This is a genomic window from Nocardia carnea, from assembly GCF_029868855.1.
GTDB lineage: Bacteria > Actinomycetota > Actinomycetes > Mycobacteriales > Mycobacteriaceae > Nocardia > Nocardia carnea_A.
On record NZ_JARWOV010000114.1, the window covers coordinates 1 to 21,789 of the forward strand.

At 66.9% G+C, this 21,789-nt stretch carries 19 protein-coding genes; 15 read left to right on the plus strand and 4 right to left on the minus strand.

Features of this window, described 5'->3' with window-relative positions; genetic code table 11:
* Window positions 1–302: 302 nt before the first annotated feature.
* The 9 genes from rpmJ (at window position 303) to QH195_RS11255 (ending at window position 6,487) form a co-directional block, all read left to right on the plus strand.
* Window positions 303–416, plus strand: coding sequence for a 50S ribosomal protein L36 (gene rpmJ / locus QH195_RS11215; RefSeq protein WP_025347279.1), 114 nt, complete (start codon window positions 303–305; stop codon window positions 414–416).
* Between the two features lie 193 nt (window positions 417–609).
* Entirely contained in the window at window positions 610–981 is a 372-nt protein-coding gene (rpsM, locus tag QH195_RS11220; RefSeq protein WP_280397250.1) for a 30S ribosomal protein S13, read from the plus strand.
* A gap of 10 nt (window positions 982–991) precedes the next feature.
* The gene (gene rpsK, locus QH195_RS11225) at window positions 992–1,405 is read left to right on the plus strand and encodes a 30S ribosomal protein S11 (RefSeq protein WP_030522613.1); all 414 of its coding nucleotides are present in this window, start codon (window positions 992–994) and stop codon (window positions 1,403–1,405) included.
* A gap of 22 nt (window positions 1,406–1,427) precedes the next feature.
* Window positions 1,428–2,033, plus strand: a complete 606-nt coding sequence (rpsD, locus tag QH195_RS11230; protein WP_280423790.1) for a 30S ribosomal protein S4 — start codon at window positions 1,428–1,430, stop codon at window positions 2,031–2,033.
* Between the two features lie 172 nt (window positions 2,034–2,205).
* Window positions 2,206–3,264, plus strand: coding sequence for a DNA-directed RNA polymerase subunit alpha (locus tag QH195_RS11235; protein WP_195055326.1), 1,059 nt, complete (start codon window positions 2,206–2,208; stop codon window positions 3,262–3,264).
* A gap of 49 nt (window positions 3,265–3,313) precedes the next feature.
* Window positions 3,314–3,823 (plus strand): 50S ribosomal protein L17, encoded by a 510-nt coding sequence (gene rplQ, locus QH195_RS11240; protein ID WP_280435308.1) that lies wholly within the window; start codon window positions 3,314–3,316, stop codon window positions 3,821–3,823.
* Between the two features lie 376 nt (window positions 3,824–4,199).
* Window positions 4,200–5,000, plus strand: coding sequence for a tRNA pseudouridine(38-40) synthase TruA (truA, locus tag QH195_RS11245; RefSeq protein ID WP_280435338.1), 801 nt, complete (start codon window positions 4,200–4,202; stop codon window positions 4,998–5,000).
* Between the two features lie 10 nt (window positions 5,001–5,010).
* Entirely contained in the window at window positions 5,011–5,517 is a 507-nt protein-coding gene (locus QH195_RS11250) for an AAA family ATPase (RefSeq protein ID WP_280435309.1), read from the plus strand.
* A 139-nt stretch (window positions 5,518–5,656) separates the two neighbouring features.
* Window positions 5,657–6,487, plus strand: a complete 831-nt coding sequence (locus tag QH195_RS11255) for an LLM class F420-dependent oxidoreductase (protein ID WP_280423046.1) — start codon at window positions 5,657–5,659, stop codon at window positions 6,485–6,487.
* Window positions 6,488–6,659: 172 nt separating this feature from the next.
* Here the strand turns inward: QH195_RS11255 and QH195_RS11260 are convergent, their stop codons facing one another.
* Window positions 6,660–7,049: a metal-sensitive transcriptional regulator gene (locus QH195_RS11260; protein ID WP_432278389.1), complete on the minus strand. Its 390-nt coding sequence runs from the start codon at window positions 7,047–7,049 to the stop codon at window positions 6,660–6,662.
* 73 nt (window positions 7,050–7,122) lie between these two features.
* Here QH195_RS11260 and QH195_RS11265 point away from each other — a divergent pair, with 73 nt between their 5' ends.
* The 3 genes from QH195_RS11265 to QH195_RS11275 all read left to right on the plus strand — a co-directional run bounded on the left by QH195_RS11265 (window position 7,123) and on the right by QH195_RS11275 (window position 9,458).
* Window positions 7,123–7,932 carry an S-methyl-5'-thioadenosine phosphorylase gene (locus QH195_RS11265; protein ID WP_280435310.1) on the plus strand — a complete coding sequence of 270 codons (810 nt, stop codon included), beginning with the start codon at window positions 7,123–7,125 and terminating at the stop codon, window positions 7,930–7,932.
* The gene (locus QH195_RS11270; RefSeq protein WP_432278388.1) at window positions 7,929–8,528 is read left to right on the plus strand and encodes an NADPH-dependent FMN reductase; all 600 of its coding nucleotides are present in this window, start codon (window positions 7,929–7,931) and stop codon (window positions 8,526–8,528) included. The genes QH195_RS11265 and QH195_RS11270 overlap by 4 nt, the downstream gene beginning before the upstream one ends.
* Window positions 8,529–8,657: 129 nt before the next feature.
* Complete coding sequence (locus tag QH195_RS11275) at window positions 8,658–9,458, plus strand: hypothetical protein (protein ID WP_280435311.1); 801 nt, start codon at window positions 8,658–8,660, stop codon at window positions 9,456–9,458.
* Window positions 9,459–9,485: 27 nt separating this feature from the next.
* Here QH195_RS11275 and eccE read toward each other — a convergent pair whose 3' ends face one another.
* Window positions 9,486–11,168 (minus strand): type VII secretion protein EccE, encoded by a 1,683-nt coding sequence (eccE, locus tag QH195_RS11280; RefSeq protein WP_280435312.1) that lies wholly within the window; start codon window positions 11,166–11,168, stop codon window positions 9,486–9,488.
* A gap of 111 nt (window positions 11,169–11,279) precedes the next feature.
* On the opposite strand from eccE, the gene eccB reads away from it, so the two are divergent.
* On the plus strand, window positions 11,280–12,746 hold the full coding sequence (gene eccB, locus QH195_RS11285; protein WP_280423042.1) for a type VII secretion protein EccB: 1,467 nt from the start codon (window positions 11,280–11,282) through the stop codon (window positions 12,744–12,746).
* A 419-nt stretch (window positions 12,747–13,165) separates the two neighbouring features.
* Here eccB and mycP read toward each other — a convergent pair whose 3' ends face one another.
* Window positions 13,166–14,533, minus strand: coding sequence for a type VII secretion-associated serine protease mycosin (gene mycP / locus QH195_RS11290; protein WP_432278390.1), 1,368 nt, complete (start codon window positions 14,531–14,533; stop codon window positions 13,166–13,168).
* Between the two features lie 35 nt (window positions 14,534–14,568).
* Window positions 14,569–16,035: a type VII secretion integral membrane protein EccD gene (gene eccD, locus QH195_RS11295; RefSeq protein WP_280423039.1), complete on the minus strand. Its 1,467-nt coding sequence runs from the start codon at window positions 16,033–16,035 to the stop codon at window positions 14,569–14,571.
* A gap of 173 nt (window positions 16,036–16,208) precedes the next feature.
* Here eccD and eccCa point away from each other — a divergent pair, with 173 nt between their 5' ends.
* Together eccCa and QH195_RS11305 are read left to right on the plus strand one after the other, a co-directional pair.
* Window positions 16,209–20,240: a type VII secretion protein EccCa gene (gene eccCa, locus QH195_RS11300; protein WP_280423038.1), complete on the plus strand. Its 4,032-nt coding sequence runs from the start codon at window positions 16,209–16,211 to the stop codon at window positions 20,238–20,240.
* Complete coding sequence (locus QH195_RS11305; protein ID WP_280435314.1) at window positions 20,240–21,682, plus strand: type VII secretion-associated protein; 1,443 nt, start codon at window positions 20,240–20,242, stop codon at window positions 21,680–21,682. The genes eccCa and QH195_RS11305 overlap by 1 nt, the downstream gene beginning before the upstream one ends.
* Window positions 21,683–21,789 lie beyond the last annotated feature (107 nt).

Genomic DNA, 21,789 nt, shown 5'->3' on the forward strand with positions numbered 1-21,789 from the left:
GCTGTGGTTTGGTGTGGTGTGGGTGGTGCGGGGGGCCGTTCTTCGTTGCTCGTTTCCTGTCCCCCCCCCCCCCCCCCCCCCCCCCCCACCCCGCCCGGAGGCTTCGCCCCCGGACCCCCGTCGGGTGTGAACCCGATCGGATGCGGACCGCGTCGAGAAACTCGACCGGTGCGGATTCGAGTGGGTGGCCCGGTGCAGCGACCCGCCGCGGCGGTGACAACATAGAGGCTTCCCCGGTCTGCCGACCGGGGAAAAACTGTGTTCACGCCCCGGTGTGGACCACAACGAAGGATTGGACGGACGTGAAGGTTCAGCCGAGCGTCAAGAAGATCTGCGAGAAGTGCAAGGTGATCCGGCGTAACGGCCGGGTCATGGTGATCTGCGACAACCTGCGGCACAAGCAGCGGCAGGGCTGACACCGGCGCCGAGCACCGAACGCGGTTCGGATTGGCACGAAAAGAAGACCTCCCAGCGCCAGCCGCACACTGAGGATTTTTCCGGATTTCTTCCGGAAGGTGTGCGTGCCTACCCCCGGAACGGAGGCCGGGGCCCCACCAGACGAGGGGACGGACAGGGAGCAGACCTCCGCAACAGTGAAGGAACTGCCAGATGGCACGTCTCATGGGCGTCGATCTCCCGCGCGAAAAGCGCATGGAGATCGCACTGACCTACATCTTCGGCATCGGTCGTACCCGCTCCAAGGAGATCTTGGCCGCCACGGGCGTGAGCCCGGACCTGCGCTCGAAGGATCTCACCGATGAGCAGGTCACGCAGCTGCGTGACTACATCGAGAGCTCGTCTCTCAAGGTCGAAGGTGACCTCCGCCGTGAGGTTCAGGCCGATATCCGTCGCAAGATCGAGATCGGCTGCTACCAGGGCCTGCGCCACCGTCGTGGCCTCCCGGTCCACGGCCAGCGCACCAAGACCAACGCGCGCACCCGCAAGGGTCCCAAGCGCACCGTCGCCGGCAAGAAGAAGTAGGGGATAACAGATGCCTCCGAAGTCCCGGGCCTCCGGCCCGAAGAAGAGCCAGAAGTCGCGTCGCAGGGAAAAGAAGAACGTCCCCCACGGCCACGCGCATATCAAGAGCACGTTCAACAACACGATCGTGTCCATCACCGATCCCTCCGGCAACGTCATCTCCTGGGCGTCCTCGGGCCACGTCGGGTTCAAGGGTTCGCGCAAGTCGACCCCGTTCGCCGCGCAGCTGGCCGCCGAGAACGCGGCCCGCAAGGCGCAGGAGAACGGCGTCAAGAAGGTCGATGTCTTCGTCAAGGGCCCCGGGTCCGGCCGCGAGACCGCGATCCGTTCGCTGCAGGCCGCCGGCCTGGAGGTCGGGACGATCTCCGATGTCACTCCGCAGCCGCACAACGGCTGCCGTCCGCCCAAGCGGCGTCGCGTCTAAGCGGGAAGGAAGGTAGAGCACAATGGCCCGTTACACCGGACCCATCACCCGCAAATCGCGTCGCCTGCGCGTCGACCTGATCGGCGGTGACCAGGCTTTCGAGCGTCGCCCCTACCCGCCCGGCCAGCACGGCCGCGCGCGGATCAAGGAGAGCGAATACCTGCTGCAGCTGCAGGAGAAGCAGAAGGCCCGCTTCTCCTACGGCGTCATGGAAAAGCAGTTCCGCCGGTACTACGAAGAGGCCAACCGCCTCAAGGGCAAGACCGGTGACAACCTGCTGCGTCTGCTGGAGACCCGGCTGGACAACGTCGTGTACCGCGCCGGTCTGGCCCGGACCCGGCGGCAGGCCCGCCAGCTGGTCAGCCACGGCCACTTCCTGGTGAACAACAAGAAGGTCAACGTTCCTTCTTTCCAGGTCACCCAGTACGACATCATCGATGTCAAGGAGAAGTCGCTGGGCACCCTGCCGTTCCAGGTCGCCCGTGAGACCGTCGGCGACCGTCCGGTCCCCGGCTGGCTGCAGGTCGTCCCGGGCCGGCTGCGGATCCTGGTGCACTCCATGCCGGAGCGCGCCCAGATCGATGTGCCGCTGCAGGAACAGCTGATCGTCGAGTACTACTCGAAGTAACGGCTGTGTGCATTTGGTATGAGCGAGGGCCCTGCGTGGTGACGCTGCGCTACCGCCTTCGGGCCTGACCCGCTCATACCGTGCCGCTGGTGCGGGTCGTCGAGAGGACGGCCCGCACAACCCCTAGACGAGGCGTCAAATAGCGGGCGCCCAACACAGGAGGATTGATCCCATGCTGATTTCCCAGCGTCCGACCCTCACCGAAGAGGTCATCGCCGACAACCGCTCGAAGTTCACCATCGAACCCCTCGAGCCCGGTTTCGGGTACACCCTCGGTAACTCGCTGCGGCGCACCCTGCTGTCCTCGATCCCGGGGGCCGCGGTGACCAGCATCCGCATCGACGGCGTTCTGCACGAGTTCACCACCGTGCCCGGTGTGAAGGAAGATGTCACCGACATCATCCTGAACCTCAAGGGCCTGGTCGTGTCCTCCGAAGAGGACGAGCCGGTCACCATGTACCTGCGCAAGCAGGGCCCGGGGACCGTCACCGCCGATGACATCGTGCCGCCGTCGGGTGTGGTCGTGCACAACCCGGACATGCATATCGCCACCCTGAACGACAAGGGCAAGCTCGAGATCGAGCTGGTCGTCGAGCGCGGTCGCGGTTACGTTCCGGCGGTCCAGAACAAGGCGACCGGTGCGGAAATCGGCCGGATCCCGGTGGATTCGATCTACTCGCCGGTGCTCAAGGTGACCTACAAGGTCGAGGCCACCCGTGTCGAGCAGCGCACCGACTTCGACCGGCTCATCCTCGACGTGGAGACCAAGAACTCCATCAGCGCGCGGGACGCGCTCGCCTCGGCGGGCAAGACCCTGGTCGAACTGTTCGGCCTGGCCCGTGAACTGAACGTCGAAGCCGAAGGTATCGAGATCGGCCCCTCCCCGGCCGAGGCGGATCACATCGCCTCCTTCGGGCTGCCGATCGAGGATCTGGACCTCACCGTCCGTTCCTACAACTGCCTGAAGCGCGAGGGTGTGCACACCGTCGGCGAGCTGGTGGCGCGTACCGAATCGGATCTGCTGGATATCCGCAACTTCGGCCAGAAGTCCATCGACGAGGTCAAGGTCAAGCTGCACGCGCTGGGCCTGTCCCTCAAGGACAGCCCCGCGTCCTTCGACCCGTCCAGCGTGGTCGGCTACGACGCGACCACCGGCACCTGGTCCGACAGCGGCACTTTCAGCGACGACAACGGCGGCGAGCAGGACTACGCCGAAACCGAACAGCTCTAGGTCACCGGGGTAGGCGCCCCGGAACGGCCTTTACCAAGGAGAACCCACAATGCCCAAGCCCAAGAAGGGTGCTCGCTTCGGCGGGTCGGCGTCGCACCAGAAGGCGATCTTCGCCAATCTGGCGACGGCGCTCTTCGAGCACGGTCGGATCACGACCACCGAGGCCAAGGCCAAGGCGCTGCGCCCCTACGCCGAGAAACTGGTCACCAAGGCCAAGGCCGGCACCCTGGCCGACCGCCGCGAGGTGCTCAAGGTGATCCGGAACAAGGACGTCGTGCACGATCTCTTCGCCGAGATCGGTCCGTCGTTCGAGGGCCGCAACGGCGGCTACACCCGGATCATCAAGACGCTCCCGCGTAAAGGCGACAACGCCCCCATGGCGATCATCGAGCTGGTCCGGGAACAGACCGTGACCAACGAGGCCGATCGCGCCCGCCGGGTGGCCGCGTCGAAGCAGGCCGAGGAGCAGGCCGCCGAGGCCGAGACCAAGGCCGACGAGACCGAAGCCGAGGCCCCCGAGGCTCCGGCCGAGGAAGCCGCGGCCGACGACAAGGCGTAATTCGTCTGCCGTGGGCGTACGCGACCACGGTTCGTCGCCGGGGCCCCCCCCCCCCCCCCCCCGCCGCGCGCCCCGCCCCCTGCCCCCGTTTCCGGAGGATGATCTGGTGAGCGAATACGAGCCGCAACCGCAGGCCGGTCCTCGGGCCGCTGCCGCCCGCCGAGTCACTGCGGCAGGGATGCCCGTAGGGGTCGCGGTGCAGGCCGGGGTTCCGCGTGACGCCGAGGTACCGGTGCCGGATCGCGCGACCCAGCCCTCGCCGCCCGGCTCGATCCCTGGGGCGACGACGGCCGCGGTGCGTCGCGCCGACGGTGAATCAGAACGGCCGGAGACCGGCGAAAGGCGTGTTGCAGCGCCCCCGGTAGTTCGGTTCCGGCTGGATATCTCTTACGACGGCACCGAATTCACGGGCTGGGCGCGGCAACCCGGACTGCGGACCGTGCAGGGTGAGCTAGAAGAGGCGCTGGGCAAGGTGCTGCGGGAGCCGGTACAACTCACGGTCGCGGGCCGGACCGACGCCGGTGTGCACGCCGAAGGTCAAGTCGCGCACTTCGATACCGCGGCGGACGTGGACGTGGACAAGTTGATCCACCGGATGGCGAAATTCCTGCCCAAGGATGTGCGGATCATCGGGATACGCCCGGTACCGGCAGAATTCGACGCCCGTTTCTCGGCGATCCGCCGGCATTACGTCTACCGCCTCACCACCGCGCCCCACGGTGCCGACCCGCTGTCCGCACGCAGCGTGGTGGGCTGCCGGCCGGTCGACCTCGCGGCCATGCGCGCCGCCTCCCGAACCCTGCTCGGCCTGCACGATTTCGCCGCCTTCTGCCGTCGCAGGGAGGGCGCCACCACAATTCGGGAACTGCAGCGATACGAGTGGGTGCGCGAGGGTCACCGGCTCGACGCCTATGTGAGCGCCGACGCCTTCTGCTGGTCCATGGTGCGCAGCCTCGTGGGTGCGGTCCTCGCAGTGGGGGAGGGCCGGCGCACTCCGCAATGGGTGGCGGGGCTGCTGGACGAACGGCAGCGTTCGAGTGCAGTTACGGTGGCGCCCGCGCACGGGCTCAGCCTGGTCGCGGTGGACTATCCGGCGGAATCCGCACTGGCCGCCCGCAACGCGGAGACCCGGGAGATGCGGTCGATATCGTCGGGCGGCTGCTGCGGGGGTGGATAGGATCGGCTGCATGGCAGGGCAGTTGGTGGTTTTCGCCGGTTTACCCGGAACCGGGAAGACGACGCTGGCCCGTGCCCTTGCCGACGAGCTGGGAGCGACCTTCCTACGCATCGATACCGTGGAGGCGGCCATCGTCTCGACCCTGATGGCGTTCGAAGGAAACCCTGTCGGCTACGTCGTCGCCGCATGGGTGGCCGATGACCAGCTTCGGGGCGGCCGGTCCGTGGTCGTCGACGCCTGCAACAACCTGGTGGTGGCCAGGAGAACGTGGCGCGATCTGGCCCAGCGATCGAGCCTGCCGCTGCATTATGTGGAGGTGGTTTGTTCCGACGTGGCCGAGCATCGCCGCCGCGTAGAGACGCGAACCCCCGATTGGCCGGGCCAAGGCAATCCGACCTGGGCACAGGTCCGGGCGCGACCGTGGGAACCTTTCCTGGAGTCGCGGATACTGGTGGACAATATCGGCGATATCGCGGCGCACGTGGCCAGGATCCGTAGTGAACTGAGCGCCGGGTGAGGGCGCATCGACACGGTGCGATAAGAGCTTTCGACCCCCGGAGTTCGGTATCACGTGATTGCCCATGCCGATTCCGGCGGGCATTCGGGGATAGGGTCGGTAACGGAATGGTCCCGCCGACGAGAGGGTTGCGGTAGTTATGACGATTGATCTCGGACGTTACGGCGTATGGCGTTACTACAAGCTTTTCACCCCCGAAGCGGCGGCCGAGCTGGAGGGCCTCGGATACGGGGCGCTGTGGCTGGGTGGTTCGCCGACCGCCGACCTGCCGGTGGTGGAAGATCTGCTCGCGGCGACCGAAACGCTGAAGGTGGGCACCAGCATCGTCAATATCTGGACCGCGCCGGCCGGTGCGGTCGCCGAATCCTTCCACCGGATCGAGCAGCGGTTCCCGGGCCGCTTCGTGCTCGGTATCGGCTGCGGTCATCCCGAAGCCGATAAGCCCTACCGATCCCCATACGAGGCGCTGGTCGAATACCTGGACGAACTGGACGCCGCGAAGGTGCCGGTCTCCGGTCGCATGCTCGCCGCGCTCGGTCCCAAAGTTCTGAAATTGGCCGGCGACCGCACCGCGGGTGCCCTGCCCTACCTCACCACGCCGCAGCACACCGAGCAGGCCCGCACCGCAGTCGGTGACGCACTGCTGGTACCCGAGCAGAAACTGGTCCTCGATACCGACCCGGAAAGCGCCCGCGCCACCGGCCGCTCGGTTGTCGATATGTATCTCGGATTGCGTAACTACACCACCAACCTCCGGCGGCTGGGTTTCACCGACGACGATATCGCCAAGCCCGGTAGCGACCGTCTGCTCGACGCGCTCGCCGTGCACGGGTCCGCCGAGCAGGTCGCCGAACAGGTCCGCGCGCATATCGACGCGGGTGCCGACCACCTCGCGCTGCAACCTCTGGGCGAGGACTATCTCGCCACCGTGCGTGCTCTGGCTCCGCTGCTCACACAGGGCGGCCGGTAGGCCCTCACGAGGCGGCCCGGTGCAGGGATACCGGGCCGCTGCCCCGCGGTTGCCGGCTGCGATCTACCTCGGCCGCAGTCCGTCCGGGCCCGCGATAGCCCGGTACGGAGCGACTGTATATGCGGCAGAGGCGCAGGTAGGTTCCGGTTCGTCGCGGCCGGGCCCGCCGGGTTCAGGAGCGGACGAGGCGGGCGATGGCGTCGGTGGCCTCTTTGATCTTGGCTTCGGCCTCGGGGCCGCCGGCGACCGCCGCATCGACCACGCAGTGGCTCAGGTGGTCCTCGAGCAGCCCCATCGCGACGGCCTGCAGTGCCTTGGTCATCGCGGAGACCTGCGTGAGGATATCGATGCAGTACTTCTCCTCCTCGACCATCCGCTGCAGGCCCCGCGACTGGCCCTCGATCCGGCGTAGCCGCTTCAGATAGTCTTCCTTGCTCGTGATGTAGCCGTGGTGTGTGTGCCCATGGGCGGCCGCCGTGTCGGTGGCCGTGTCGGCGGGGGTGGGATCGGAAGTCACCGGGTATCTCCTCTGCGCCGGTCGGAAGACCGTGAATACCCCCATAGGGTACATCTACCGGCGATTTCTGTCAGGTGCCGCCGTGCGTTCGCAGGCACGGCGCGCGAGAATCGACACTATGACATCCCACGATCGGCCTGCACTGGCGGTTATCGGCGGTAGCGGATTCTACGACTTTTTCGACGGCGCCATGGAACCGGTTACGGTGCGCACGCCGTACGGCGATCCGAGCGCGCCGATAGCGGTCGGCACCGTAGAGGGGCGTCCGGTCGCGTTCCTGCCCCGCCACGGAACGCGGCACGAATATTCCCCGCACACGGTGCCCTATCAGGCGAATATGTGGGCGTTGCGTTCGCTGGGCGTCCGGCGGATCTTCGCCCCGTGTGCGGTCGGCAGCCTGCGCCCCGACTGGGGGCCGGGCACCGTGGTCGTTCCGGACCAGCTGGTCGACCGGACCTCCGGCCGGGCCCAGACCTACTTCGATGCCAACGGCATCCACGTATCGTTCGCCGATCCGTACTGCCCCGATCTGCGCGCGGTCGCGGTGAAATCCGCCGACAGCGCCGTCCACGTGCAACCGCACGGAACCATGGCCGTGATCCAGGGCCCGCGTTTCTCCACTCGCGCCGAAAGCCGGTGGTACGCGGCGCAGGGCTGGGAGCTGGTCAATATGACCGGTTACCCCGAGGCCGTCCTCGCCCGTGAACTGGAAATGTGTTACGCCGCCCTGGCCCTGGTCACCGACCTGGATGCCGGCCTCACCGAAGGCGACGGGGTGCGGGCAGCGGACGTCTTCGCCGAATTCGAACGCAATATCGGGCCCTTCAAGAAGCTGGTCCACGACGCCGTCGCCGCCATCGCCGATACCGATACCTGCGAGCACTGCCGAGTACATGCCGGTGTCGCACTCCCGTTCGAACTGCCGTGAGCCGGGCAGATGAGGCGGCCGGCCGGGCTCGTGCGGTGGACACTCCGCTTCGATTGGAGGTGATCGTCGCCAGTATCCGGCCGGAACGTTTCGCCCCCGTGGTCGCCGACTGGTTCGTCCGCACGGCCCGCACCCGGCCGGAATTCGAGACCGGGGTGATCGATCTGCTGCACACCCCGCTTTCGCCGGATCTTTCCGAAACGCCGGAAAGCGAGGGTTTCCGGCAACGACTCGCGGCCGCTGACGCCTTCGTCGCGGTGACGTCGGAGTACAACCACGGTTATCCGGCTTCATTGAAAACCGCGCTGGACAGTGCCAAGCACGAATGGCGGGCCAAACCGATCGGCTTCGTCTCCTACGGTGGCCTGTCGGGTGGCCTGCGGGCGGTGGAGCAGCTGCGACAGGTCGTCGCGGAAATCCATATGGTCTCCGTTCGCGAATCGGTGAGCTTCCACCGCGCCCGCAAACAGTTCGACTCCGCCGGCGATACCGGCAATGGTGCTGCCATAGATGCTGCCGACCGGATGCTCTCCCAGCTGGCCTGGTGGGGAAACGCCTTGGCCGCGGCTCGGGCCGGCGAGCCGTATCCGGGGTGAAACCGGTTCACGAACAGGATGCACAACCCGACTGCCGCTGATTACGTCGGGTTGGTCGAGTGCTGCTGCCGAGCTTCATCGGCGGTCTGTCGTAGCGAAGTGCGATGATGGCGCCGGGAGGAGGATTCGATGGAATCGACAGATCCACCGGAGCCGCGGCGGCCGGTATCGCTGGGGGAATGGGTGGCACGGGCCTTCGCGGTGGTGCTGCTCGTTCCGGTGCGGCTGGTCTGGGAGGCGCTGAAGCTGTGCGGGCGGGCAATCGTGGCGGCGGGTGTCTTCGTACTGGACAGATTGCTGGTGCCGGTGAGCCGGTTCGTCCGGTACCGGCTGGTGCGCCCGCTGTGGTTGTACCTGAGAGATGTGGTGTGGGGCTGGGCCTTACAGCACGTGCTGTGGGGGATGGTGCTCACGCCACTGGGCGCTTTTCTGCTGGACCGGGTGCTGCGCCCACTGCGCCGTGCGGTCGAGCAATGGCTCTGGCGGCGCCTGATTCGACCGGCGCTCGTTCTGGTATGGCGGTGGCTGCTCCGCCCGGTGCTGTACGCGCTCGCGGCGATCGCCGAATGGTTCCGGCGGTGGATTCTGCGGCCGGTGCTGTACGCCGTCGCGGTCACCGGCCGGTGGTTGTGGCAGTGGGTCGTCGTACGGCCGCTGCGCATGCTGGAGCGATGGGTCCTGCGGCCGTGCGGGATTCTCCTGGCGACTATCGCCTCGTACGGGTGGCGGGGCGCCACCGCCGTGGTCCGCGTGCTGGTCGTCGTGCCGTGTGTTTTCGTCTACCGCCATGCGCTGCGGCCGCTGCTGCGGGCACTGGCAGTGGCCGGTGCGGTGGTCGTGGTACGTCCCATCGCCTGGGTGCACCGGCGGCTGGTGGTGCCGATGAACCGGGCCGCGGCCGACCTGTTGAACACGGTGTTCGGCCGATGACACCGGCGTGCTCCGCCCCCGGTTTCCTCAGCGGCGCTGCGGCTGGCGGGCGGGGGCCGGCCGGGGCCGCTCCGCCGGCCGGCGAGTCCGGGGTTCGCCGATATAGGTGTGTTCGCGGGGGATCGAGACCAGGTTGAGCGGGATCTGGGTGGTCGCGGTGCGCAGGACAACCCGGCTGCCGATCGCGCCGGGCTGCTGGATCGAGAGATCCGGTTTGGTGGCGGGCCAGCCCATCGGGTCGCCGGTGACATAGATCGTGGTGATACCGGCGTGCGGGGCGGGCGCCATCACACCGTCTACGACGGTGGCAGTGAACCCGGCGTCCGACTGATGGGTCTCCAGCGCCAGCATCAGGCGTTCCGGGTTTCCGATCGTCTCGATCAGCTGATACCAGGCCTGCGGCCGGTTCGTGCGGACCAGAATTCGCTCACCGACAGCCAGCGCGCGGAACACCAGCTGCTGGGCCAGATACAACTCGCCGGCGACGTACACCGCGGAGATACCGGCGCCGATGATGCGCAGTGCCACACCGTTACCCTCGTCATCCGAGCCGATCAGCTGGCCACAGCCAGACGACGGCAGGGCGAGCGCGTCCAGGACCTCGATGGGGTATTCGGCGGTCGGCACCACATCTTCCACATCGGGGATACCGATCGGCAGATGCGCGAGCAGGCTTTCGCGGTGCCGGCCGTTCACCGACACCATTCCCTTCGACTTCGTCTTCTCCGGCATCTCCCGCAGCGTCGACCGCCAGGCCGCTCCGATGTGTACGGTGTCCGCGGTCGTGCCCGGACGCAGCCGCACCGCCACCGTGGTGCCCCGTGACTCCGCGACCCACAACTGCGAAAGAATCTCCGAACCGAGCTGTTTCGGGTCGATCGCCGCCCCGATGTTCACGCTGTTGCCGAGTTCGGCGTAACGCCACCGATGGGTGAGATCGCGCGCGTCGGCACCGTGGATGACCTGCCGCACGGCCGACCGGATCTCCGATGCCGTCAGCAGACGTGACGCGCAGCCCGCGTCCTCGAGGGTGCGCACGATCCGCTGGGTCGCGATGGTCACCGACCGCGCGGCGCCCTCGTCGCCACCGCCACGCCGGGCCGCGGCGCCGGGGCAGGCGACCATATCGAAACCGATCGCCAGCCAGACGGTGCGATGCGCCGTGGCCGGCAGCGGGCCCAGCAGCGATTCGTAGATGGCTCCCGCCGGGGTGCCGGAGCGGCTGCGGTGGCCGTGGCTGATGATGTCGATACCGCTGAGCAGGATGTCGTGCTGGGCGAGGCAGGTCGCCAGTTCGGCCATCGGCAGCAGGTGCGACGCGTGGACCGCGGTGCGGTCGATCCGGGTCAGCCCGCCGGGCGGGGGCAGGACCTCGACGACGGCGACAACCCGGCTCTCGTCCCAGTACAACCCGAGCGAACGGTCGTCCGGGCCCCGGAAATCGTCGCTGTCGCCGATCCGGTATTCCCGGTGGGCGCGGTACTTCCACCAGGTGGCGATCCAATCCAGCAGTACCCGGCGGCCGATCGGGAGCAACGGGATCAGGCCGGTGACCGCCGCGACCCCCAGCGCGATCCACGGGCTCAGCCCCACCAGCAGCACGACGATCGCCGCGCCGAGCGCGAGTACCTGTGCGATGAGCAGGTTCGGCATCGAAATACATCCGAACAGCAGATTGCGCCTGCGTCCCGCTGTGGCTGGCACGGCCATAAGAGTCCCCCAGGTACCCGGTGTCGGCCGGTTATCGGGCGGCCGAGCTGAACTACGTCCCCGGGAACTGTACTGTGTTCCGCGAGCACGAGCACAGTTCGGGGGAAGACGATGCCTTCAAAGCCCACAACTCGGTGGCAGATCAGCGGCTACAACTTTCTGGTTCGCCGGATGGAGCATGCGCTGGTGCGACGTGACGTGCGAATGCTGCACGACCCCATGCGTTCCCAGGTGCGGGCCTATGTGGTGGGACTGGTGCTGGCCGTAGTGGTGCTGGCGGGATGCGGTGTGCTGGCTCTGCTTCGCCCGCAGGACAAGGTGGGCGACAACAAGATCCTCATCGGCAAGGAATCCGGTGCCGTCTACGTGGTGCTCAACGATGTGGTGCATCCGGCGCTGAACCTGGCCTCGGCCCGGCTGGCCGCCGGTGACGCGCCGAAAGCGGTGATCGTCAAGGAATCAGAGGTCGGAAAGAAGGCGCGGGGTCCGCTGATCGGTATTCCCGGTGCGCCCGGCGCGATCCACTTCGATTCCGAAGGTAAAGGCCGGCAGTGGACCATCTGTGACGTGCTGAAGAACGACGGTAGCCAGGACCGGACGACTTCGGTGCTCGCGGGCGGTCTCGAACTGGGCGCGAAGGCCTCGGCGATGGAGCCGGGTAAAGCGCTGCTGGTCCAGGGGGAGAAGCACACCTACCTGGTGTACGACAACAAACGCGCCCGGGTCGATATGAACGATCGGCCGGTCACCGACGCCCTGAACATCACCGGTGCCACCCCGCGGCCGGTGAGCGAGGGTCTGATCAACGCGATCCCCGAGGTACTGCCGCTCATCGCCCCGCCGATCGCCGACCCCGGTGGTGCCCCCGACTACGAGATCGGCGACCACCGGATCGGTGAGGTGGTGCAGGTGGGCACCTCGCAGGAGTTCTATGTGGTGCTCGCCGACGGTTTGCAGCAGGTATCGCCGCTGACCGCGGACATCATCCGCAACGCAAACCCGCAGACCTCCAGCGATTTCATCATCGACCAAGCCCAGCGCACCCGCGCCGCCGTTTCTTCGGCCCTGCAGGTGCAGACCTACCCGGCGACGGCACCGAGCATCCTCGAGGCCATGGACCGGCCGGTGAGTTGCCTGTCCTGGAAACCGATCCCGGAGGCGGGCGAGAACACCGGCACCCGCGCCGAACTGCAGCTGATCACCGGGGTGAGCCTGCCGATGAAGGACAACGCCAAACTTGTCCCGCTCGCCCAGGCCGACGGTTCGGGACAGAACGTCGACTCCACCTACATCGCTCCGGGCACCGGCGCCTACGTCCAGACCACCGGTATCGAGCCGGACAGCAGGCGTAAGGACAGCATCTTCTATATCGCCGACACCGGTGTGCGGTTCGGGATCGAGAACGCCGACGCCGGGAAAGCACTCGGTATGCCGGAGAAGGCCGAACCCGCGCCCTGGCCGATCGTGGGACTCCTGGCGTCCGGCCCGACCCTGGGCCGGGAAGAAGCGCTGGTCGCGCACGACGGTGTCGCACCGGACCCGTCCCCGGCGGATCAGCCGGTCGCTTCCACGAAATAGGGCCGGGCCGGATTACGGCACTCACTGCCGCAGCAGATACGGAATACCGGAAGGTTCCGCGATACAAGTCGCGGAACCCTCGCAATGATCGGATCGGGCTCGCGAAGACCGAGTCCGGCGCGGAAATGCCGGCACGGTGATCCGCGAGCCGAAGACCTGTACCCGACCTCGAACAGCGGTTGCGTCCCGCGGGGTCACCAGGGTCATTGTGCCGGGGTCGGCAACGACCTTCGCGGTGTCGAATCGACCGCGCGGTTCACGAGTGGTCGCTGAGCCGGGTGTTCAAGGTGCTGGCCCGGGTCGCCATCACCGCGGAAGTCCTCGTGCTGAACGGCTGACCGAGACGGCGTGCCGGGCTGAATCTTTCGCAGCGGAGGTGCGCACCCGGCCCGGCCTCGGACCGGGCGCCGGGAGCACCCTCAGGCATCGTCTTCGCCGACTCCGAACCGGCGGCGCGTGGGGAACGATGCCAGGTAGCCGATGATCAGACCGGCGCCGATGATCCCGCTGCCGATGAGTGCCACGTTGCGGGCCGTGTGATCCGGCGGAGTCGGCGGCGCGGGTATCGCCAGTTGTTTGTTCATCGGCGGATTCGGTTGCTTGGGACGGAGTTCGTCGGTGACCTCGTTGGTCAGGGCGGCGACAGCGTCGACAGCGCCATAGCCCACGTACGGATTCCAGCCTTCCGCCGGTGCGTGCGCGGTCGCCTGGATCCGTTTCATCACTTCCACGGCCGACAGCTCCGGGAACCGTGAGCGGACCAGTGCGACCACACCCGAAACATAGGGTGCGGCGAAACTTGTTCCGTTGATACTCTGCTGGCCCTGCGCCGCGACGGTGCCGTTGATGACCCCGGTCCCGACCGCATCCAGAGACACGATGTTCTCTCCAGGCGCCGCGACGCTCAACCACGGTCCGGGAACGGTGAATTCGGAGGGCGCGCCGTCGGCATCGATAGAGCCCACCGAGAGCACCAGATCGTCGTAACGGGCCGGCGTGACATTGACGGTCGTTTTGGTCCACGGATCCGCGGCGGGATCGAGCGGATCCAGAATGTTGGTGTTGCCCTTGCAGTTGTCGTTGTCGGTATTACCCGCGGAGGTGACGACCACCGCGTTCTTCGTGTGCACCGCATAGTGCAGCGCCGCGCCCAGCGATCCGTCGGAGATGGGGCTGGAACTGCAGGCGACCTCGGAGATGTTGATTACCGTGGCGCCCATATCCGCGGCGCGGCGGATGGCCTGCGCCATGGTCGCAACATTGCCGTATCCCTCTTTGGAGAGGTCCTCGGGGGATTTGGTGGCATTGCTGCCCGCCTTCACGTATTTATCGCTCGTCTGGCGAATCGTGAGAATGGATGCCGCCGGCGCCACACCGGAAAAGCCTTGTCCCGGAACCTGGCTCGCGGCGATGATGCCCGCCACCAAGGTGCCGTGCGCATCGCAGTCCTCGGTGCCGTCACCGCTGTTGGCCACGAAATCGCCACCGGCCCGCAGACCCGGCAGCCGCGGGTGCCGGGCGACTCCGGTGTCGATAACCGCGACGACCTGGCCTTCTCCTCTGGAGAATTGCCATGCATGCGGGAGATCCAGTGCCGCCTGTGCGGCGGGCACGGTCGGCCCCTCCCCGCCGGCGACCGTACTGTTGCACGGGGCATTGTTCTTGCGTTCGGTCGGTTCGCTCGGTCTCGCCGGATCACCGGAAGGTACCTGGCCCGGATCCACCGCCGGTGGCCGGTCGGCGTAGGCGATCGGTTGCGCCAACCCCAATGACGTGCTCACCCCCAGAACCGCGGCCACGGCCGCGGTGCGGATCCCCCGGTTCACAGTCCGCGGACGAGGGAGTAGAGGTCGGCCACCCAGAACACGAGCGGCAGCACCGCGGCCACGAACCCGTATTCGATCAATTCGGCCGCCCGCCGCATCGGCGGCGTCGCCGACTGGTTGGGGACGATGATGCCGAGGATAAGGGCCGCGATCACCATCACCAGCGCCGCTCCGAATGCCGCCATCGGCAGATCGGCCACGAACGCCATGGCCGTGAGCATGACCAGCAGGATCGCGGCACCGGCGACGATCAGGATGACGGCCTGTTCCGCGCCGGCATAAGTCCGGCTGCGGAACATCAGAACCGCCGCACAGACGAGCGCGAGGGCGATGCCCTGCCAGTAGAAGCCGCCGTAGTCGGGATCGGCGGCCACCAATGCGCCGACCACTGTGACCAGTGCGGTCGCGGTGACCAGTCCGCTCAGGTAGGTGCGTGCCCGGATGGATTTCGCATGCAGGACGTCGAGGGTGGGCAGGGCGCGGTGGTCGTCGGGATCGTCCTCGGTGGGATCGATCGGAGTACCGGGGGCGGGCACCGGCGGCAGCGGAAGTTTCGCGAGCATCATCGAGATACGCGGAGCCAGCGACAGTGCACCGAGTCCGACGGCCGCCACCACGGCTCCCACGGCCTCGAGCCGCTGCGCGGTGAGCAGCCCGACCAGCGCCGAGGGCACCAGGAAAATCGCGACGGTGCCGGCACCGATGAACAACCCGAGTCCGACACCGGTCACCCGCCAGGCCAGGATCGCGGTGGCCCCGAACAATGTGGACCCGAGCAGCAGATGCGCCCAGCCGTAATGGTCCGGAACGATGAGCATTCCGCCGGTGAAAGCCAGTGGCAATGCGCATCCGCCGAGTACCAGGGAGGTTTTCGGATCTCCGTAGACGCGGCTGAGGACCATCGCCGCCGCCACCAGCAGCACGGTCACACCCAGCGCGATCGCGCCGGTGATCCAGCCGGGCATGGCATCGGGTGCGGCCAGCAGGCCCGTGCAACCCGCCAGCATGGCCAGAACAGCCAGCACCGAACCCGTGGTCCGCGCGGTTTTCGGATTCCACCCGCGGAAATGTTCCGCGTCGGCGACGGCGACGTTGTACATGATGTCGTCGAAAAGGGGCGTGGGCGCGGTGTTCGCGGAGTTCTCCAGCATCAGCAACTCACCGTCGCGGATGCCCTGTTCGCCCAGGCTCAGTGAGTTCGACAGCGGCGGCTGACCGATGCGCGCCAGCACCCAATCGGCCGGCTCGTACCGTTCGCCCTGATTGTCGAACTCGTTGGTGCGGCTGTGCGCGGCGACCATATCGACGACGCTGGGAATGACCAGGGCCACGGGCACATCGACCGGGATGGCCATATCGACCTGCGTGTGTTTGGCCAGAATGGTGACCCTGGTGAGATCCGGTGCGCGGACTATACCCCGCGAGGAATCTTCCTCCATATGGTCGAGTCGCGCATGCGTCACGCTTCCCCCAAGTTTGTTCGCTACCCTGCTCTTTTTCACGTTCTCCCAGCAGCCTGCGCGGGTTGCGTGCCCACGTCGCGGCCAGCAGAATGCAGGTCGAACTGTACGACATGTTCGCGCCTGCCTCTACACTGAGCCCGAACATCGCATTGCCACAAGGGGGATCTCGCTCGATGACCACGGTTCGGTTTCAGAGGCGTGCGCGCCGGGAGGTTCCACGGACCCCGGGCGGTGAAGTAACACTGCAACCGCCCCCGGAGATCCCCCGGGTAACCCCCGGAAACCTGCTGATGAAGCTCATGCCGGTGGTGATGATCATCGGCATGGTCGGGATGATGGCGTTGATGTTCACGCAGGGCGGCGGTATCGCGTCCAACCCGATGTCGCTGATGTTCCCGATGATGATGATGGTCTCGATGATCGGCATGTTCGCCGGTCAGGGCAACGGTAAGGGAGCCAAGGCCGCCGAGGCCAACGAGGACCGCAAGGACTACCTGCGTTATCTCGACCAGGTTCGCAAAGACGTCGACGTGACCGCCGCCGAGCAGCGGGCCGCAGTCGAATGGAGCCATCCCGAACCGGGCCTGGTCTGGATGCTCGCGGGCACCTCGCGGATGTGGGAGCGCCGCCCCAGCGACAAGGATTTCTGTCATGTGCGCATCGGGGTCGGTGGCCAGCGGCTGGCCACCCGCCTGGTGGCGCCGGAAACCGGCCCGGTGGAGGAACTCGAACCCATCGCCGCGGTATCGCTGCGGCGTTTCGTCCGCGCCCATTCCACGGTGCCGGATCTGCCGACCGCGGTCGCGGTGAAGGGTTTCGCGACGATCGCGCTCGACGGCGACCGCGCTCAGGCCCGCGATATGGTCCGCGCGATGCTGGTCCAGCTGGCCATGTTCCACGGCCCCGACCAGGTGCTCACGGCGGTGGTCTGCGGTCCCGACACCAGCGCGGAATGGGAATGGACCAAATGGCTGCCGCATACCCAGCACCCGGATGCCCAGGACGGTATCGGCAGCCAGCGCATGTTCTACGGGTCGATCCGGGAGATGATGGCGGGTCTGGCGCCCATCCTCGCCAACCGCGTCCGCTACTCCCGTAACCAGCCCACGAACTCCGCCATGGTGCATGTGGTGATCCTGGTGGACGGTGGCCTGCTCGAGGCCGAGGAGGATCAGCTCCGCGAGGCCGGCTACGAAGGCGTCACCGTAATCGACCTGTGCGGCTATGCTCCTCGGCTCGCCGTATCCCGCGGGATCACCCTGACCATCCGCAACGGCGAATGCCTGGGTCGCGGTGCCACCGGTAACCAGGAACGTTTCGCGATGATCGATCGGCTCAGCCCGGAGCAGGCCCAGCAGGTGGCCCGCCGGTTGGCCCCGTACCGGGCCGCGACCCAGCGCAGCAGCGATGTCGAGGTGACCGAGGGCGAAACCATCAACACCTGGGCGCAGCTCATGGGCCTGGGTGACCTCGGCTCCTTCAACCCGGAGAGCGCCTGGCGTCCTCGCTACGGCCGGGAACGCCTGCGGGTGCCGTTCGGTGTCGGCGCCGACGGCCTGCCGGTCGTTCTCGATATCAAGGAAGCCGCCGAATCCGGTATGGGCCCGCACGGTCTGTGCATCGGCGCCACCGGTTCCGGTAAGTCGGAATTCCTGCGTACCCTGGTGCTCAGCCTGCTCGCCACCCATTCGCCCGATCAGCTGAACCTGGTCCTGGTCGACTTCAAGGGTGGCGCGACCTTCCTCGGTCTCGACGGTGTCCCGCATGTCGCGGCTGTTATCACCAACCTCGAGGAAGAGGCCGACCTCGTCGACCGTATGCGTGATGCCCTGGCCGGTGAGATGAACCGCCGCCAGGAGGTACTGCGCCAGGCCGGTAACTTCGCCAATGTTTCCGAATACGAGAAGGCCCGTGCCGCCGGCGCCGATCTGGATCCGCTGCCCGCACTGTTCGTGGTGCTCGACGAGTTCTCCGAATTGCTCACTCAGCACCCGGATTTCGCCGAACTGTTCGTGATGATCGGCCGGCTGGGCCGCTCGCTGCATGTACATCTGCTGCTCGCTTCACAGCGGTTGGAAGAAGGCAAACTCAAGGGCCTGGAATCGCATCTGTCGTACCGGATCGGCTTGAAAACCTTCTCCGCCAACGAATCCCGCCAGGTGCTCGGTGTACCCGACGCGTACAACCTGCCGGGTGTACCCGGTGGCGGTTATCTGAAATCCGATTCGGGTGAGATCCAGCGCTTCCAGGCTTCGTATGTTTCGGGCCCGTATGTGGGCGGCGGTCCGCAGCGCGATATCTCGGTCGCCACCAGTGCCGGAGAAATCGATATCACCGCACGGCCGTTCCTCGCCAAACATGTCGAATTCCGTGCCGCCGACCGTGTTCCGCTGGCGCCCGAGCCGATCGGCGAGCCGGAACCTCTGGTGGAGGACGGCGAACAGATCTCCAACCTGGGCATGATCGCCGCCCGGATCCGTGGGCACGGCAGGCCCGCGCACGCGATCTGGCTGCCCCCGCTGGACGAGGCCCCGCCGCTCGACCAGCTCAACGAGCACTCGATCCTCACCGGCGAATACAACGCCGTCGCGAGCCTGCGCGCACCCATCGGCATCGTCGACCGTCCCTACGATCAGCGGCGTGATCCGCTGGTAGTGGACCTGTCCGGCGCCCGCGGCAACGTCGCCGTGGTCGGCGGCCCGCAATCCGGTAAGTCGACGATGCTGCGCACGCTCATCATGTCCATGTCGATGACCCACACCGCCGAGCAGGTGCAGTTCTACTGCCTCGACTTCGGCGGCGGTACGCTCGCCAGTCTCGAGGGCCTGCCGCATGTCGGTTCGGTCGCGGGCCGCCTGGACCAGGACAAGGTCCGCCGCACGGTCGCGGAGATGACCACCATCGTGCGCAACCGCGAACTACGGTTCCGTCAGCTCGGCATCGAATCGATGTCGGAATTCCGTCGTCTGCGTGCGGGCGATCCGGCCGGTAGCCAGGCCGCCGCCGGCGCCCACGAGGACCCGTTCGGTGACGCCTTCCTGGTGATCGACGGTTACGGTTCCATCCGCCAGGATTTCGAGCCCCTCGAACAGGCCATCATGAACCTCGCCGTCCAGGGCCTCTCCTACGGCGTGCACGTGGTGATCGCCCTGTCCCGCTGGATGGAGGCGCGCCCTCAGCTCAAGGATCAGATCGGCACTCGCCTCGAACTCCGCCTCGGTGATCCGGCCGATTCCGAGTTCGGCCGCAAGGTCGCCGCGCTCGTACCGCAGGGCCGGCCGGGTCGCGGTATGACCCCGGAGAGCCTGCATATGCTCACCGCGCTTCCGCGGGTCGACGGTTCGTCGAACCCCGAGGATCTCAGCCGCGGCGTCGCCGACGCTGTCGCCCGGCTCCAGCAGGCGACTCCGGGCCGGCCGGCTCCCCAGGTCCGGATGCTGCCCGAACAACTCGACCGCGAACAGTTCGTACGCGCTATCGGGCCTTGGCAGGGCCCGCCGGACCGGCGCAATGCCGCGATTCCGATCGGTATCAACGAATCCGAACTCGCGCCGGTCGTGCTCAACTTCGACGAGAACCCGCATTTCCTCATCCTCGGCGACACCGAATGCGGGAAGTCGACCTTGCTGCGCAATATCGTCAGCGGGATCATCGAATCCAACGCGCAGAATCAGGCCGCGCTCATCCTGGTCGATTTCCGACGCACCATGCTGGGTGCCTTCCCACAGGAGCGACTGGCCGCCTACGCGACCGGTTCCGAGGGACTCAAGACCAATATGCGCGATCTCGCGGCACTTTTGCAGACGCGTCTGCCCGGCCCGAATATCACGCCCCAGGAGCTGCGGGATCGTTCCTGGTGGACCGGTCCCGATCTCTATGTGGTCGTCGACGACTACGATCTGGTCTCCAGCGGCTCCGCCGGTAATCCCATCGCACAGATCGTGGATTATCTCGCGCACGCCAAGGATATCGGCCTGCATCTCATCATCGCGCGGCGTTCGGGCGGCGCGGGCCGGGCCATGTACGAGGCAGTTATCTCCCGGATGCGAGATCTGGCCACACCGGGTCTGGTCATGAGCGGCAGCCGAGAAGAAGGCAATCTGCTGGGCAACGTGCGCCCGAGCGCGATGCCTCCCGGCCGGGGGACCCTGGTCGGACGGTCGGGTGCCGAGCTCATCCAGACCTCGTGGATGCCGGCGCTGTAATGCCGGCAGTCGAGATCGCGCTGACCGAAACCCGGCTGTGGGCATGGAGTGCGAATACCCACGCCGATTTGGTGCCCTCGGTGGTCCCGGGCAGCGACGGTCGTACGCTCGTCGTCGGCGAGCCGCTGACACCACCATCGATCGCGGTTTCGCCGGCGCAGCTCATCACTGCCGATCGCATCGCGTACGACCCCGGTATGCCGAAACCGGTGGACGCGCTGGCCACCGTTTTCGGTCACACTCTGACACAACTGCGAATTCCTTCGCCCTGTGAACGCTTGACCGTTGTGCACCCCAGTGAATGGGACCCGCACCGCCTGGCTGTCCTGCATTCGGCCGCCGCCCGCCATGCCGGCCGGGTGGAACTGCAACCGGCCGCCCTGCGTGCCGTGGTCGCCACCCAGCGGATGCGGGATGTGCGCAGCGTGGTCCTGGAATTCGGTCCGTTGTCGACCACGGCATCGACGGTGGTTCCGGGTGATCGGGGACCGCGACTCGAATTCTGTGAGCACCAGCCACTTCTCGCCGCGGTCGAGATCAGCGCCGGCGAGCCCGGCCGCACCGCCTTCCGTTCGATGATCGAACGCCTGATCCACGGCTGTCAGGTCGATTCCGTGGTTATCGTCGGCCGGACGGATGCCGATTTTCTCAACCTCGTCGCCGAGGTGGTCGCCGAACTGTGCAACGCCGAGCTACTCGTACTCGGCGGCGCCGACCTGGTGCGAGCCCGCAACACCGACCCGATCGATCAGCGCCCCAGCCTCCCACCGGCTGCCGCCGACGCCGAATGGCTGCAACCGCTGCGCGAACGAGCCGCAGCCACCAGGCCTCCTCGTTCGAAGACCCCGCTCTACATCGGCGCCGCGGCGGTGATGGCGCTCGCGGTCCTGGTGGCCGGCGGAGTATTCCTCGGTATGTCCTCCGGAGCAGATTCCGAAGCGGTTGCCTCCACTCCGACGACCACCGGCGCTCCCGAGGACTCGGAAGAACCCGCAGAACCCGCACCCGGCGCCGGCTCGATGACCGTAGGGCCCATCACATTCACTGTCCCCGAAGGCTGGCGGGTCACCAACCCCACCACCGCATCGACCGACCGCGTGGTACTGGAGCCCACCCAGGGGCTCAAAGCCCGCATCACGGTGATCCAGGAACAGCTGCTCGTTCCCGGCGCCGGCTACGAGCAGGTCGCCGCCGACCTCGAGGCCAAAAGGGCAACAGCCGCACCGGGTTTGTACTCCCCGATCCGCCGCGACGTGGTCTTCGGCGGCCGCTCCGGCCTCGCCTATTCCGAGCATCCGGAGGGCGGATCGACCGTTGACTGGCATGTTATCGTCGAGCACAGCATCCAGATCAGCATCGGATGCCAGTATCAGACAGGGGGGCAGGACTCGATTACACCTATCTGTGAAGACCTCGCATCCTCGCTGGACATCACCCGATGAACCCGGCCGGGATTTTTCCGAAATTCGTTGGAACCGATTGGGCGGGCAGTCCGTCCAATCATCATGAAGGACAAGTTCGGACCGTTTGCGGACGCAGGGGGTCCGGA

Coding starts and splice junctions, on each gene's coding strand:
- eccE (WP_280435312.1), bottom strand. CDS start 11,168: ATGGCCGTGCCAGCCACAGCGGGACGCAGGCGCAATCTGCTGTTCGGA.
- rpsM (WP_280397250.1), top strand. CDS start 610: ATGGCACGTCTCATGGGCGTCGATCTCCCGCGCGAAAAGCGCATGGAG.
- QH195_RS11265 (WP_280435310.1), top strand. CDS start 7,123: ATGACATCCCACGATCGGCCTGCACTGGCGGTTATCGGCGGTAGCGGA.
- eccCa (WP_280423038.1), top strand. CDS start 16,209: ATGACCACGGTTCGGTTTCAGAGGCGTGCGCGCCGGGAGGTTCCACGG.
- rplQ (WP_280435308.1), top strand. CDS start 3,314: ATGCCCAAGCCCAAGAAGGGTGCTCGCTTCGGCGGGTCGGCGTCGCAC.
- QH195_RS11250 (WP_280435309.1), top strand. CDS start 5,011: ATGGCAGGGCAGTTGGTGGTTTTCGCCGGTTTACCCGGAACCGGGAAG.
- QH195_RS11235 (WP_195055326.1), top strand. CDS start 2,206: ATGCTGATTTCCCAGCGTCCGACCCTCACCGAAGAGGTCATCGCCGAC.
- rpsK (WP_030522613.1), top strand. CDS start 992: ATGCCTCCGAAGTCCCGGGCCTCCGGCCCGAAGAAGAGCCAGAAGTCG.
- rpsD (WP_280423790.1), top strand. CDS start 1,428: ATGGCCCGTTACACCGGACCCATCACCCGCAAATCGCGTCGCCTGCGC.
- QH195_RS11275 (WP_280435311.1), top strand. CDS start 8,658: ATGGAATCGACAGATCCACCGGAGCCGCGGCGGCCGGTATCGCTGGGG.
- QH195_RS11305 (WP_280435314.1), top strand. CDS start 20,240: ATGCCGGCAGTCGAGATCGCGCTGACCGAAACCCGGCTGTGGGCATGG.
- eccB (WP_280423042.1), top strand. CDS start 11,280: ATGCCTTCAAAGCCCACAACTCGGTGGCAGATCAGCGGCTACAACTTT.
- QH195_RS11260 (WP_432278389.1), bottom strand. CDS start 7,049: ATGGGGGTATTCACGGTCTTCCGACCGGCGCAGAGGAGATACCCGGTG.
- QH195_RS11255 (WP_280423046.1), top strand. CDS start 5,657: ATGACGATTGATCTCGGACGTTACGGCGTATGGCGTTACTACAAGCTT.